Annotated in this window: 13 protein-coding genes; all 13 read right to left on the reverse strand. The window is 36.2% G+C overall.

Translation table 11 applies throughout. The features are described 5' to 3' along the window. Nucleotides 1–36 precede the first annotated feature (36 nt). The gene (locus tag IJE13_RS00225; protein WP_292775629.1) at nucleotides 37–903 is read right to left on the reverse strand and encodes a formylmethanofuran dehydrogenase subunit C; all 867 of its coding nucleotides are present in this window, start codon (nucleotides 901–903) and stop codon (nucleotides 37–39) included. A 15-nt stretch (nucleotides 904–918) separates the two neighbouring features. Then, a complete protein-coding gene (locus IJE13_RS00230) occupies nucleotides 919–2637 on the reverse strand; it encodes a formylmethanofuran dehydrogenase subunit A (protein ID WP_292775632.1) in 1719 nt (572 codons plus the stop codon). A 10-nt stretch (nucleotides 2638–2647) separates the two neighbouring features. Next, entirely contained in the window at nucleotides 2648–4039 is a 1392-nt protein-coding gene (locus IJE13_RS00235; protein WP_292775635.1) for a formylmethanofuran dehydrogenase subunit B, read from the reverse strand. Then, the gene (locus tag IJE13_RS00240) at nucleotides 4029–4601 is read right to left on the reverse strand and encodes a molybdopterin dinucleotide binding domain-containing protein (protein ID WP_292775638.1); all 573 of its coding nucleotides are present in this window, start codon (nucleotides 4599–4601) and stop codon (nucleotides 4029–4031) included. The genes IJE13_RS00235 and IJE13_RS00240 overlap by 11 nt, the downstream gene beginning before the upstream one ends. 10 nt (nucleotides 4602–4611) lie before the next feature. Further along, nucleotides 4612–4842 carry a 4Fe-4S binding protein gene (locus IJE13_RS00245; RefSeq protein WP_012955149.1) on the reverse strand — a complete coding sequence of 77 codons (231 nt, stop codon included), beginning with the start codon at nucleotides 4840–4842 and terminating at the stop codon, nucleotides 4612–4614. A gap of 18 nt (nucleotides 4843–4860) precedes the next feature. Next, a complete protein-coding gene (gene fwdF, locus IJE13_RS00250) occupies nucleotides 4861–5961 on the reverse strand; it encodes a tungsten-dependent formylmethanofuran dehydrogenase subunit FwdF (RefSeq protein ID WP_292775644.1) in 1101 nt (366 codons plus the stop codon). Next, nucleotides 5954–6412 carry a helix-turn-helix domain-containing protein gene (locus IJE13_RS00255; RefSeq protein WP_292775648.1) on the reverse strand — a complete coding sequence of 153 codons (459 nt, stop codon included), beginning with the start codon at nucleotides 6410–6412 and terminating at the stop codon, nucleotides 5954–5956. The genes fwdF and IJE13_RS00255 overlap by 8 nt, the downstream gene beginning before the upstream one ends. 1118 nt (nucleotides 6413–7530) lie before the next feature. Then, nucleotides 7531–8463 carry a GTP 3',8-cyclase MoaA gene (moaA, locus tag IJE13_RS00260; RefSeq protein WP_292775651.1) on the reverse strand — a complete coding sequence of 311 codons (933 nt, stop codon included), beginning with the start codon at nucleotides 8461–8463 and terminating at the stop codon, nucleotides 7531–7533. A 104-nt stretch (nucleotides 8464–8567) separates the two neighbouring features. Further along, the gene (locus tag IJE13_RS00265; protein WP_292775653.1) at nucleotides 8568–8756 is read right to left on the reverse strand and encodes a hypothetical protein; all 189 of its coding nucleotides are present in this window, start codon (nucleotides 8754–8756) and stop codon (nucleotides 8568–8570) included. Nucleotides 8757–8824: 68 nt separating this feature from the next. After that, complete coding sequence (gene mobB / locus IJE13_RS00270) at nucleotides 8825–9532, reverse strand: molybdopterin-guanine dinucleotide biosynthesis protein B (RefSeq protein ID WP_292775655.1); 708 nt, start codon at nucleotides 9530–9532, stop codon at nucleotides 8825–8827. A gap of 454 nt (nucleotides 9533–9986) precedes the next feature. After that, nucleotides 9987–11195 carry a Coenzyme F420 hydrogenase/dehydrogenase, beta subunit C-terminal domain gene (locus tag IJE13_RS00275; RefSeq protein ID WP_292775658.1) on the reverse strand — a complete coding sequence of 403 codons (1209 nt, stop codon included), beginning with the start codon at nucleotides 11193–11195 and terminating at the stop codon, nucleotides 9987–9989. 21 nt (nucleotides 11196–11216) lie between these two features. Beyond that, nucleotides 11217–13268 (reverse strand): formate dehydrogenase subunit alpha, encoded by a 2052-nt coding sequence (fdhF, locus tag IJE13_RS00280; RefSeq protein WP_292775660.1) that lies wholly within the window; start codon nucleotides 13266–13268, stop codon nucleotides 11217–11219. A 582-nt stretch (nucleotides 13269–13850) separates the two neighbouring features. Continuing rightward, nucleotides 13851–14672 (reverse strand): formate/nitrite transporter family protein, encoded by an 822-nt coding sequence (locus IJE13_RS00285; RefSeq protein WP_292775662.1) that lies wholly within the window; start codon nucleotides 14670–14672, stop codon nucleotides 13851–13853. Between the last annotated feature and the right edge of the window lie 97 nt (nucleotides 14673–14769).

The following is a 14769-nucleotide window of genomic DNA, read 5'->3' on the forward strand; positions in this document are numbered from 1 at the left end:
AAAAAAGAAGAAAAATATAAGAAAAAGAGAAAGAGCTTATTGAGCTCTGTATTCTCTAATTGCGTTATATTCGTCGTCTTCTTCAATCCAAGTAGATAATCTGTCTCTGTTTTTCTCAGCATCGATGATTAAGGTACCTTTACCGTTTAAAGCAATGTCCCCTTTGTATTCGATGTATCTACCAGGGTAAGTAACACCATCTAATTCAGGATCGGTTACAATTCCTTGTTCTACGAAACCTTCGAGTAATCTTCCAACTTTACCGTGGATTACGATGTTACCGTTTTTCATTTGTCCACCAGGCCAACGGTTTACGTTACCATCGATTTCAATGGTACCTTTGGTCATGTGAATACCTGCGAGAATGTCACAGTCACCTAAAACGTGGATTTTACCACCGACTAAACATTCACCACATTGTTTACCGGCATTTCCGTGGATAATGATTTCTCCACCGGACATACCTCTCCATTCACCAATGTAGGATGCACCACAGAACTCTTTGGTGTTACCCATGATTTCGAGTTTTCCGCCTTTCATTTCACGACCAGCATGAGCTGCTACGTTACCGAATACGGTAACAGTTCCGCCAGACATTTCTGCACCAACGTGAAGGTCTGCATCACCGTTAACAACTACTTCACCAGCACTCATTTTACAACCGATGTATTTTACTCTATCGCAATCTCCGTTTAAGATCATTTTGACTTCAGCAGGAGATTCTGCTTCTCCTTCAACGGTAATGTCAAAGTAATCAGTGATTGGGAATCTGGAGTTTCCTACAGGTACTTTGTACTCTGCAAAGTCCTCTTCGGTCCAAGAGTAAATGTTATCAGTGATTAACTCATCAAATTCTAAAGCAATTGAAGAAGTTTTCTTTTGATCAAAAGTTATAGTTTTCATTAATAAACACTCTCCTTATTTAGCTTCTACGTCCACTCTAGTTGGGTTTGGTACATAGTGGTCGTGTACTTGATAGTTTTCCCATTTGACAGAATAGTATTGGGTAAAGAATGGCATTATACTGTCGATAATTTGTTTTTCTTCTTCTTCATATCCTATGACGTTAGTCCAAATGGTGTGGCTTTGTTTGGTTGAAACAATGTCACCATCTTTAACAACGATTTGACCATCTTTGATAGTGTAGTAAGCATTGCTGAATGCTTTTTCGACACCTTCAGGGTCTCTGGATGGGTCAAAGTCATTAGGGTTGATGTCATATACAGCAATATCTGCGTTGTAGCCAGGGGTAAGTGCACCTCTGTCAGCGAATCCGTGGATTCTTGCAGGAGCTGCTCTGGAAATGGTTGCGATTTCATAGAAGTCGTATTCTCTTTCGAGACCAGCTAAGCCAGTTCTTTTGGAAGCCCATTTGTGTACTTCACCATTGTCAATCATTTCCATTCTCTTAGGAGCACTCATTAACCAGGAAATGATCTTTGGATATCTGATGAAAGGACCTGCGTTAGGGTGGTCAGTGGTTAAACATACTTGCCATGGGTTTTCAATGTGCAAGAACAATTCAAGACCGATAGCCCATTGTAAGGTACTTACTGGAGTTTTAGGAGAGTAAATACATGGAATGATACCTGCTGCGGTTTCACATTCAATGTCTTTGTTAGCCCATTTTAATCCAGAAATCTTGAACAAGTCGTATTCCATAGGAGCGTCTGCAGTCATGGTAGTGGTTTCGTCGAAAGTTACTTGACCTACGTCACAAGTTACATATGGGTTCTTGTTGATGAAGTCAGCACATTCTTCAGCACCGGATGCTGCATCCTTCCAGCTGTTTCCAGTGTAAGAGTGGAACTGTAAGTGAGTACAGTGGATGGTTTGATCTCTTACGGAAGCAGATGCTTTAGTGGATTTTGCAATGTCTTTGATAGAGTCTAAAGTTGCAATAGTAGTTGGTACGTTTCCTGGGTGACCTAAATCATTAGGGTGGATGTGTATAGAGTGAGGAAGACCTAATTGTTCGTTAGCTTTTGCTAAAGCTCTTACAACTTCTCTGGAGGTTACGTCAAAGTAAGGTGCTTTGTCATCGTATCCGTGTACGTTCATACCCCATCCCCATGCTTCTGAACCACATGGGTTTACGATTTTTACACCGTATCCTTTGGATACTCTTAACATTGCTGCAATGAATGCTGCTAAGTCATCAATTCTGTTTTCTCTTGCATATTCCATTACGAACCAGTTGTTACCGAATAATGGTAATGGGTTGATGTCGATGTTTGGAATAGTGTTGATTTCTTCGTGTGTGTGTTTTGCTTCTAAAGGGGGCATAGCTGCTTCACAAACAGTACCATATCCCATTCTTGAGTATCTGTATCCAGTGGTAGGACAACTTGGGATAGAGAAACCAGCTTCAGCTCTGGTTGTTTTGGTTTTTTGAGCTACTCCTCTTCTTTCGTCTTCTGGTCTGTATAATCTACCTACAACCAATTTTGGTCCTGCAACGTGAGCGTGAGGGTCTACACCAGCAGGCATTACAATTTTATCAGTGACGTCTAATACTTCTGCGTCAGCGGATACGTCTTCAACGATTTTACCATCTTTGAAGCAGATATCCATTTTTTCTCCGTTTACTTCATTAGCAGGGTCGTAAACGATACCGTTTTTAAGTACATATTCCATTAAAATCACCTTACTTATCTAAGAGACATGCGAGACCTTCATTAGGAACGTATTCATCTGCTACGTTAGGTTCTTCTCTGAGTTTCATTACTCTTTCTTTCAATTCACGTACAATCCATTCGTCATCACGACAGGTTTCAGGTTTGTCAATAGCTTTTTTCATCCAGATAGGAACACCGTCCATACGGTAACTGGTACCTCCACATTCTACGGAAATGAAGGATCCAGGAAGTACTACATCAGCGAGTTCGGTAGATGGTCCCCAGTGAATATCGATTTGGATAACTGGAATGTTAGCTAAATGTTGGTTTGCTCCGTTAGGGAAGTGAGCACCAGGGTCAGCTGCAATTACCATGAAACAGTCAGGTTCTTTTCTGACGAGCAAGTCGATAGTGTTGGTTTCACCCATCATATATCTTCCGTATCCTCTACAGAAGTCTACACCGAATGCCCAACCGGTTTCGTAAGCCATGAAGATGTTGAAACCGTTTACGTTAAAGTGACCTCTCATTGGAGTGAGTCCCCATTTACTGTTGGTGTTTAAGTCTTGTACTAATTTAATCGCAATGTCAATGTTTCTTTGTTTACCTAAGGTGTGGGTTAATCCTAAACCGAAGAAGAGAACACCGAATTCTGCAGCTTCCATTTCAGCAGCCAATTCGTAAATGTCTTCAGCTGGAATACCGGAAACAGATTCAGATTGTAATTTTTTACCTTTTAATACAGCTCTTAAAGCGTTGTAGAAACCGTAGTCCCCGTTTTGTTCGAATCCAATCCATTTGTCAGACATTTTTGCAGTGTCTGAGAATTTTGGATCCATAGTGATAACGGTTCTGTCGAATCTACCTCTTTGTCTGAAGTATCCACGAGGGAATGCTGCATATCTTGCTAAGTGTCTTGGGTGAGAGTTCATAGCGTTACTACCGGAGTATGCAACTACGTCAGCTCTGTTTTTAACTTCCCCTAAGGTTTGGATAGGGTAACCTGCGTTTTGCATAGCTTGTAGACTTGGACCGTGACAGATAGTTGCTTGGTTATCTAAAACAGCACCAATATATTCACCTAATTCTACACCTTCTTTCATACATTCAGTAGAAGTTTCAGACCAACCGTAGAATACTGGTCTAATAGAGTTTGCAATATATTCAGCTGCAGTGTCTAAAGCAGTATCCCAGTCTACTTCTTCAAGAACTCCTTCTTCGTTTCTTACCATTGGCACAAGTAATCTTTGGTCCATATCTTCCATAACTTTACTTGCACCTAATCTGCATGCGTGTCTTACAGCAACTACGTGACCGTTCTTAACTAAGAAATCCAAGTCATCACAGTTACATCCACAGAATGCACAAGTACAATTTTCTACAATGTGATCGTAATCAGTTACAGGTGGTTCATATGTCATGATCAATCAACTCCTCCCATTTACGTCCGTTATAAACTGGTCTTTCACCTAATGATTCCATGTTTTCAATAACGTCATCATCTTCTTCGTCAACATATTTTTTGTATACCCATCTCATTAAGTCTGCCATGAGTAGAACTTTTCTGTCGGTTTTTTCTACAGTGGCGTGGATACCTTTGTAGGTAGGGTCTGAACAACAGTAGGTTTCGTGGCTTACAATAGTGTTAGCCCATGGACCTTTACATACAAAAATAGTACCTTCGTGAGGAGCATCTCTGGATTTTGCTGCGTTTAAGACAACTTCACCATAGTCGGTTTTTACAAGTACGGTGTCCCAGTTTTTCACACCTAATTTTACCATGTCACGAGGATCCATGTAACAGGTACCGGAAGCGTTTTTATATTCTTCTTTTAAGGTAGAACCTCTTTTCTTACAAGCTCCTTGATATATGTCAGAACCGGTGTTTAACATACATTTGAGTACTTTGGTAGTACCTTCTTGAGCTACGTTTTCTAAATCTCCTACTACAGGTCTTTCTAAATAAGTATTTGCGTAATGCATGTTATCACTCCTATTCTAACCATATAGCTTCAGTAGGACAGAACATTTGGCAAGTACCACATTTGTCACATTTGTCCACACTGAACAATTTAATAAATCCGTTTTCAACCATCATAATAGTTTCGGTTGTTTTGGAACCATGTCCACCAGCGTTTTCCGGGCTGATTGAAGCGTTTACTGGACATGCGATAACACATACTCCACAACCTAAACATTTATCTTGATCTACTTTAAGTTCCATAAATAATCACCAATCAAATTAATTTTTTAAAGCTTCGAATGCTGCAATCCAAGATTTAGAACTAGTTGGGGTGTAGTCGATGTCAGTTCTAGTTACGGTTAAAGCTCCGTTAGGACATGCTTTAGCACATGCACCACAGTGGATACAGTAATCTTCTTCTTTAACTAAGTGAGTTCCTCTGTCTCCAGGACCAGTTGATTTAGGGAAGGATAAAACATTACATGGACATACATCAATACATGCACCACAGGTACCACATGCTTCCTCATCAATTTCGAGAGTACCTTTGAATGCTTGTTTTACAGTAGCTGCGTCTGCAGGACAGACTCCTTCACACCATCCACATTTAATACAGGTTTCCTTGTCGATAATTGCATTACCTGTAATTGCTGCTTTAGCAGGGTCGAGGTCGTATTCACCGTAGGAACAGGATCTACATACTGCTTTAATTGCGTCAACAGGACATGCTTTCTTACATACGAGACAGTATACACATTTTTCCTTGTCAATAACAATGCTTTCTTCACCGGTGGTCTTGTCTACTACAATAGCTTCTGCAGGACATAATTCAGCACAAGCGCCACAGTAGATACATTCATCTTCACATACGTCAATTTCACCGGTTACCAAGTCAGCTCTGTTAGGTAATGTTCTGTCAATGGTAATGGAAGCTCTTGGACATGCTGCTTCACATTTCTTACAGAATAAACATTTGTCTTCATCGATTTCTGCTGAAGCGACGAGACTTGGATAAGCTTCATTTTCTTTAATGGATACGCCGCCAATGGTGAGGTCTAATGCACCTGCTGGACATACTCCACTACACATACCACAGAGAACACATTTGTCTTCAGCAATGTCTAATTTTGCTTTGCCTTCATTGTCGTTTTTGAAAAGAGCATAGTTTTGAGCAATCTTTTCATGACCACTGAAATAGGTTTCGGTGTATTTACGTTCAATAGGAGCTACTTCATCAAGAGCAATAGCTTCTACAGGACAGGTTGCTTCACAAAGGCCGCAACCAATACAAACGTGATCTTTAAAGGACAAGATTCTGTCTTCTTCTGCTGATCTTTTTATATTGAAGTTTTTGCCTTCAATTTCTTTAACGTTAACCATTTTTTACCTCCAAAATTTCAATAGAATTTGTTGGGCAGTTCTCAACACACATAAGACAGCCACAACAATAACGGGGGTTTATCTTTGCTTTTAATGAATCCAAATTAATGGTCTTCATCTCACACAAATCTACACACAATCCACAGCCAATACATCCATCATTAATCTGCGGGTCATAATGATTCATATTAAAAATAGTCACGATTTGACGAATTTCTTTATAATCTCCAAATAAAACTTTTGCTATTAATATAAAATCCTTAGGACTTAGTTCTAAAATAGTTTTAGCAAGTTCGATAGAATCCATGGATATGTTTCTACCATTCAAGTAGTGGGAAATGGTTGATCTGTCTACACCGATTTCCGCAGAAATTTCCTTTTGAGACAAACCTCTCTTTCTCAACTCAACACTTTCTAAATATTTTAGTCCAGATACTATATGTTTTGGCATAAATTCACCATGTGTACAATATTATATTAATATAGATTTATATATAAAGGGTACATATTTAGACTAAAGTCAAAAGATTTATATATTACTGTGTATTATATACACATTTTTAAAAAAATTAATAATTGTTTTTAATAGTTATTTTTAATTATACTCAGTTTGAAGTAATTTAATTTATAATATATAGATAAATTATAATTTATTTATAAAAATAATGATTTTTTAATCTTACTATAAGAATTGAACTAATTTAAATAAAATAAAAATAAGCAAAAAATACTAAAAAATAGATTAATTATATCTCCAATATGTAAACGATTTTATATCGAATTTTCTAAAATTTTTAAATTTTTTAGGCCAAACAAAAAAATGTGTACTAAATACACATAAGTTGAGTGTAGTAAGTACACATAGTGATTTTGAGGAAAATTTCTTGATGAGAAATTAGAAAAATCCTTATGAAAATCAACGAAAGTTTTACTAAAAAAATATTTAAAAATAATGAAAAAATTCCCTGTAAATTTTTGAAAATAATTATGAAAAATCTAAAGATTTTTGATAAAAAACTTAAAAATAGTCAAAAAATGTTAGATGAATTCTAATAAGAATTCAAATAACACCACACTCTCAAAAAATTTTTCGGATCTGCTAAATAAATCCCTAAATATACTATAATTCGCTTAATATATAAAAGTTTTCATTTTATAAAAATAGTAGGAAAAGCCCATCAAGGATAAGATCTAACCTAACTTTTTTAAACGGCAATTTACACAGCAGAGATGATTATTGGATAAAGATTAGAAATAATTTTATTAGAACTTCAAGAAGCAATAAAATTGTTCTAAGACTTATTTCCAAAATTTCACCTCCAAAAAATTTTCTGAGAATGTATGATCTTTTTAGATGGTGAAACCTAAATATAGATTTTTTAGGCTTAATACTTAAATATAACGATTTTTAAAGCTTTAAATTTCAAAATAACATCAATATTATATTCATTTTGAGAAATAACAAAGAAATAGTGAAATTATAATTAATTAAAAAAATGGATAAATTTTTGAATAATATTCATTTAAGAAAAAAAAAATAATTGAAAAAATAGAAAAAAATAGAAAGTTCTATTCTTCTTTATAGAAAGGTTCCCTATTATGAATTCCCTTTAGGAAGATGTCCACAAGCTCTTCATCAGATACTCCTTCCCTAATGAATTCAACAAGGTCTACAAGATTGTCGTTTCTAAGCAAACACGGTTTAATCTTTCCTTCAGGAGTGATTCTTAATCTTGTGCAGTTCTTGCAGAAGTTAGTGTTGTCAACAGGGTGAACAACCTCTATCTCACCACCATCAATGAAATATTTCTTCCTGTCCTGCATAAATTCCCTAACCTTGATCTCATCTGCAATTTCAGCCAAGTGCTTTTCGAATTCTGCAAGTGGGTAGTGATACTTTGAGTTGAAGTCATTGTCATCACAGCTTTCAGACTCAATGATCTCAATGAGCTGTAGTATGACACCATGTTCCTTGGTGAATTCGAACATGTCAAAAATGTCATTATGGTTGATATTATTCATAACTACCATATTTATCTTAACTGGATACATACCAACTTCACAAGATTTGACAATTCCATCCATTACTCTCTTTAAAACGTTTTTCCCTACAATCATTTGATAGGTTTCTTCATTAAGTGTGTCTAAACTGACATTGATTCTGTCTAATCCTGCATCGACTAAATCTTGTGCATATTTCTCTAAAAATATTCCATTTGTTGTGATAGAAATGTCCTTGAAATCTAGTGAGTTTATCTTCTCAACAATTTCAACAATGTCTGGCCTGACTAATGGTTCGCCTCCAGACAAACGTATCTTCTCGACACCAAGCTTCTTTGCAATTCTGCAGATTTCATAAATCTCATCTGGAGTCATTTCAGAAGATGAATCTAGCATCCCATCATGATGGCAGTATATGCAATTCACATTGCAGCGATTGGTGATGGAAATCCTAAGTGAAATGATCGGTCTTTCATAATCGTCCCTAACTTTATCCTTCATCTTCATGCCCCAAAATAAAATTTAAAAAATAAGAAATTCATAAAATGATAAAAATAAAAATAATTATAATGATTAAAATTCCAATTTGAATTTAATTTAAATAACTATTCATTCTTTATAGTTATTTCAACATCCTTAACTTCATCCACACCATATTCGGAAGTCTTAATTGCTTTCAATAATCCGAGAATGGTTTCCTTAATGATATCATCAGTGAACTTGTTCAATTCAATATCATTTCCATTTATTACCAAACTAACTTTGTTTTCATAATCATCATTACAATCGCTCATCAAATCACCTAAAACTATACTTAATCATTACCTAAATTAATCTTAATAATATTAATTATAATAGTATATTATTCTTTTTTATTCTTAATTGTTATGTCAATATCATCGAAATCTTCCACACCGTACTCCTTAATCTTAAGAGGTGTCAATATTCCCAATATTGTTTGCTTGATATAATCGCTTACAAATCTGTTGAGTCCGATGTTCACTCCATCAATAGCCAGATTTACTTCAGCTTGAGTGTCTGGATTGTAATCCAATTTTCCTTGTGCAAATGCCTGTCCTATGAGGCTTGCATCATTATAGCCGCACTCATTGACAAACAAGGTCTCTAGAATATCATAGGCCCTTTCTTCAACAAGGTCGACCAATTCAATCAATTCATCATCAGTGATTTCAAATGAATTCACCACTTTTATTGTGTATTCATCCTTGACTTCCTCGCAAGTTGCTATTTTGGCATAAGGATAAGCTTTGAATCCTTCTATGACCACAAAATCAGGATTTTCAATAAGCTTTATCAGGAAGAGAATTCTCTCCAAATCAAGCCTTTCATTGATGTTGAAATAGGTTCTTCCACCGATTCCTACAACAAAATCGGAACCTGACTCCATTTGCTTGTAGGTATCGGTTCCCTCATGGTCCATTTCCATCTGGTGATGAGAATGCTTTATGCTTGCCACATTGAAGTCCCTATTTGTCAGTTCCTTAATGATCTTGCTTGTAAGTGAGGTCTTGCCAGTGTTCTTTAAGCCTACGATTGAAATGATTCTCATTTTTACACCATAATTTACTTGAATTGGAAAGTTTTGCTTGATTTGAAAAAATCTAATAATATTATTATTTAATTGTTCATAATTTAAAAACTTATTCTTAAATTTAATTTATCTAAATAATCATTATCTATCAATCATAGATTAAATTATCTTCTTAAGAAAATTCATAATCAAAAATAGACCATTAAAATTAGATAAATAAATTAAATTTAAAAATAAATCAATGGTTTTTTTAATTTAAATAATTTAAAAAATAGTAATTTCAATTATGGAAGGATTTAATCCTATGAAATGAGTGAATAAGAGGTGACTATTTTTAAATTATTAAATTAAAAAGGAGAATAAAAATAGGAAATTGTAAAAAATAAAAAGTAGAATTAGTAGAAATCCACTAAAAACTACTTACTAAAGTTTACAACAACTATAATTTATTCTAGATTACCAATTGCCGAATTTAGTATTGTCTGTAGGATTTAGGACCAAATTCAGTGAATGGTAATGGTTCTTCGTTGTCTACACCACTGTAGTAGCCGAAGATGTCTCTGACTTTTTGGTTTACAGTAGCCCATACTTTGGATACTGGAATTTCACAAGGACATACTTCACTACATTGACCACAGTTGGTACATGCGTCTACCATGTGCACCATACGAGTTAAGTGGAAGAATGGAGCTGCAGGGGTGTATCCACCAGGTACCCATTCAGGACCTTCAGCTTCGAGACAACAGTCGTCACAGAAACAGAGAGGACATGCTTCACGACAACCGTAACATTTCATACATCTGGAGAATTCTTCTTTGTATTCTGCAAATACTTCTAAAATGTCACCGGAAGTTCCAGCAAAGTCTTTTTCTCTTTGTGCCATAGCTTGTTTTACCATGATGTTGTCGATGTTGGAACGGATGGAAATACCTTTTTCGATTGGAGCTTGGGTTTCGATTAAACCAGCTTCAATGACTTTGTCTAAGATTTCTGCACCTTTTTCGGAGCATACTTCTACGAAGGTTGCTTTTCCAGCTAATTCACCGATAACTCCCCAGTTACCTAAAGCCAAGTCAGCGTTGGTAGGGATGTTCATGGTACATCTTTGACAGTTTTCTCTTCTACCCATACCTTCTTCTTCGAGGTCATCAATCTTAATGGCTTTTTCACCATCAGCGGTTTCCATAATGAGTTTACCTTTGGAAATTTCTTCTTTGATGACGTCAGCAGGGTCTAATTCGTAAACGTCTCTAATCATTTTCATAGTTGGTATAGGAGGCATGGTTCCTCCACAGTTTACACCAATCATGATTACGTTTTCTTCGATAACTTTTCGTTTTCTCATTAACTCTTTTAAGGTCATTGCGTCACATGGTTTACAGGTTACAGCAATTTTCATATCTCTTGCACCGTCGAGGTATTTGGATACGAATTTTGCTAAGTTCAAGGTACCACAGTGAAGGGATCCTGCGGATTTGATAACATCTTCAGGATCGGTGATGAGAATAGGTTTTGCATCGTAAAGGTCAGCTGCTTCTTCTACAGCAACAACAGCATCAACAATACCTTCTTCGAGTAAGTATTTCATGATGGTGGTTACGACTCCACCGTATTCTCCTTTTTCTTTAATTGCTTCATTACCAGAGTATGCATAAAATAAATCATTTACATTTACAGCCATATTATCTACTCCTTATTCACCTTATAATTTTTCTACTTGAATAGCACAAGCTTTTAATTCAACCATCTTACATTTAGGGTCGAAAGAATCGGAGTTGGTTAACATGTTAGCTGCACATTCGGTAAAGTGCATAGGAATGTTTACAATACCTTTCTTAATGTCGTCAGTTACACGAGCAGGAATTTCAATTTCTCCTCTTCTAGAGTATGCTTTTACTATTTCATTGTTAAGAATTCCTCTTTCTGCTGCGTCTTCGGTGTTGATTTCGATGAATCCGGTAGGTACTTCCTTATCTAAGGTTTCACATCTTCTGGTCATAGCAGCGTGATAGTGGAACAAGATACGGGTAGTGGTTAAGAGTAATGGGTATTCATCATCTACAACTTCGACAGGACCTTTGTGTTCTAATGCTTGGAATACACCTAAACCGTCTGGGTGAGCGAATTTGTCTTTGTGCATTAAAGGTTCACAAGGATCTTCTGGGTCAAGACATGGCCAGTGGACACCTTCAGGTTTGAGTAATCTTTCGTGGGTAATACCGTAGTAGGAAGGTGCGAGTTCTCTGATTTCTTCCCAGATTTCTGCAGCGTTTTCGTAGTGGAACAATTCTCTTGGTCTGCCCATTCTAACAGCAATTTCTTCCATAATCTTCCAGTCAAGCATGGTTCCTTCAGGTGGTTCTTGAGCTTTACGTAACCATTGAACTCTTCTTTCACCGGAAGTGAAGGTACCTTCTTGTTCACCCCAACCTGCTGCAGGTAATACTACATCTGCTTCAGCAGCGGTGTCGGTCATGAACAATTCTTGAACGATTAACATTTCTAAGTTTGCGATTGCTTCTTTGGTGTGTTTAATATCTGCATCGGAGAGAACAGGGTCTTCACCGTGGATGTATAATACTTTTAAGTCACCAGAGTGAGCAGCGTTCATCATTTCGACTAAGGTTAAACCAGGAGTGGTTGGTAAGTCGATTTGGTAAGCTTCTGAGAATTTTTTGGTAATTTCAGGGTTTGCAACTTTTTGGTAACCTACATAGTCAGAAGGTAATGCACCCATATCACAAGCACCTTGTACGTTGTTTTGTCCTCTTAATGGGTTTACTCCTCCACCGATTTTACCTAAGTTACCGGTTAACATTGCTAAGTTAGCAGTGGACATTACGTTGTCTGCACCGTGGGAGTGTTCTGTAATACCTAAGGAGTATACAATAGCTGCGTTTTCAGCTTGTGCATATTCGATAGCTACACGTTCAATTTGTTCAGGGTCAGCTTCGGTGATTTCTGCTACTTTGTCAAGGTCGTATTTCATTGCAACTTCTTTCATTTCTTCGTAACCTTTGGTTCTGTTCTTAATGAACTCATCATCTTGTAATCCGTTTTCAATGATGATCTTGATCATACCGTTCATTAAAGCTACGTCAGTACCGGTTTTGAATTGCATGTATTCGTGAGCTAATTTTGCAGTAGGAGTGAATCTTGGGTCTGCTACTACTAATTTTGCGCCGTTCTTAATAGCTCTGATAATTTTACGACCGAATAATGGGTGTGCTTCCATGTTGTTAGAACCAATACAGAAGATGAAATCAGCTTCTTCAATACTGTCATAACCGTTGGTGGATGCACCTGAACCGAAGGTGGTTGCAAGACCAGCTACGGTAGGACCGTGACAGATACGTGCACAGTGGTCTACGTTTTGGGTACCACATCCAGCTCTTGCGAGCTTTTGGGTTATGTAAATGTTTTCGTTAGGAGATCTAGCACATGCGTAGAAACCTAATTTGTTAGGGTCAGTGTCAGCGTATTTCTTAAGGGTGCTAGCTACTAAGTCTAAAGCTTCATCCCAGGAAGCTTCTCTGAATTCACCATTTTCTTTGATTAACGGAGTAGTTAATCTGTCTGGGTGGTTAATGAATTGCCATCCAAAGTTACCTTTTGGACATACTTTACCTTCATTAACAGGGTGTCTTTTCCATGGTTCGACACCAATGATTTTTCCATCTTTGACTACAAAGTTGATACCACATCCGGTACCACAGTAAGGACAAATAGATGGTACATATTTTATCTCAACCATTTTATAATCTCCATAATAAAATCAAGGTTTTATTTTTTTGTTTACATATTGGCAAAATCAATTATTGACTAACAACTGAAAAACTTTATAATAATTACATATATATTAAAATCTTTCTTTGATTATTGTGAATTGTGTCGGATATTGTGAATTGTGTCTATTGATTTCTATAAACTGTTAATATATAATTTATTAAGTTTCTTTCTGGATTATTGTGAATTGTGTCGAGTATTGTGAATTGTGTCTATTGTTATAATCCAATAAAAGAAATTGACAATAATATCAAAGTACATTTATAATATAATATTATATTATCATGAAATTTTGTGAAAATAGAGAAATCTCTATTTGTTTTTTTTTAAGAATTGTAAAAAATTCTTTATATAAGTATGATTTTTATTCAAATGAAATTTTTTATTAAAAATTTCTAAAAACTATATAAATTTTGTAGATACTTATTGATATTTGAATTAAATAGGTTTCGCTCAAATATTTCAATAAGTAAATACAAATTTAGGGATTTAAAAAATCCTTTGTGTTTGACTAATACAAGAATATTAGATCCAAACTGATTTTGTACATTTAGTCACGTAAGTATACGAACCAGTATGCACATGCTACGAATACTGCAGCACCAACGATGTTACCTAAGGTTACAGGTATTAAGTTGTTGATGAAGAATTGTGCCCAGGTTACTTCAGCACCTAAGAAGATACCTAATGGGATGAAGAACATGTTTGCGACACTGTGCTCAAATCCAATACATACAAACGCCATGATTGGGAACCAAATACCGAAGAATTTACCTACAACATCTTCTGCTGCGTTAGCTAAGTATACTGCTAAACATACTAACCAGTTACAACCAATACCTCTAAGGAAACATTGTACCCAAGTTAAAGAAGCAGTTGATTTACCAGCTGCCATGAAGGATGCTCCACCTAAAGCTTTGGTGTTAGCAATGGTAATTGCACCGCCAGCGAATGCTTCAGGTACCATAATACCAGTTGCGAAAGCAAGTACGTAAGCAACAAAGAGACCACCGACTAAGTTGAATACCCAAGATCCAACCCAGTTTTTGAGTAATCCCATAATATCAGTTTTACCATCTAAGAGACCCATAGTCATAAACATTACGTCACCAGTGAATAATTCGGATCCACAAATGACAACCATAATTAAACCTACAGGGAACACGCCCCCGAAGATCAATTTAGAAATACCTATTGGTACGCCACCAGCTACTGCACCAGTGTTAGCTACTTCAGCTAATAATCCACCGAATGCGATGTATGCACCTGCTAAGAAACCTAAAACAGCAAGTTTTGCGATAGGCATTTCACCTTTTGCGGTAGCTGCAGATGCAATTGCTTTTGCAGTATCTGCAGGACTTTTAAAACTCATATATCTCAACCTCTTTTTTAAATTATCCCATATAATAATCAATACTCTCGAGGTTCATGTCAAACCTTACATAAAGAGAGCATTAATTATAATTATT

This window comes from Methanobrevibacter sp. (assembly GCF_017410345.1).
GTDB lineage: Archaea > Methanobacteriota > Methanobacteria > Methanobacteriales > Methanobacteriaceae > Methanobrevibacter.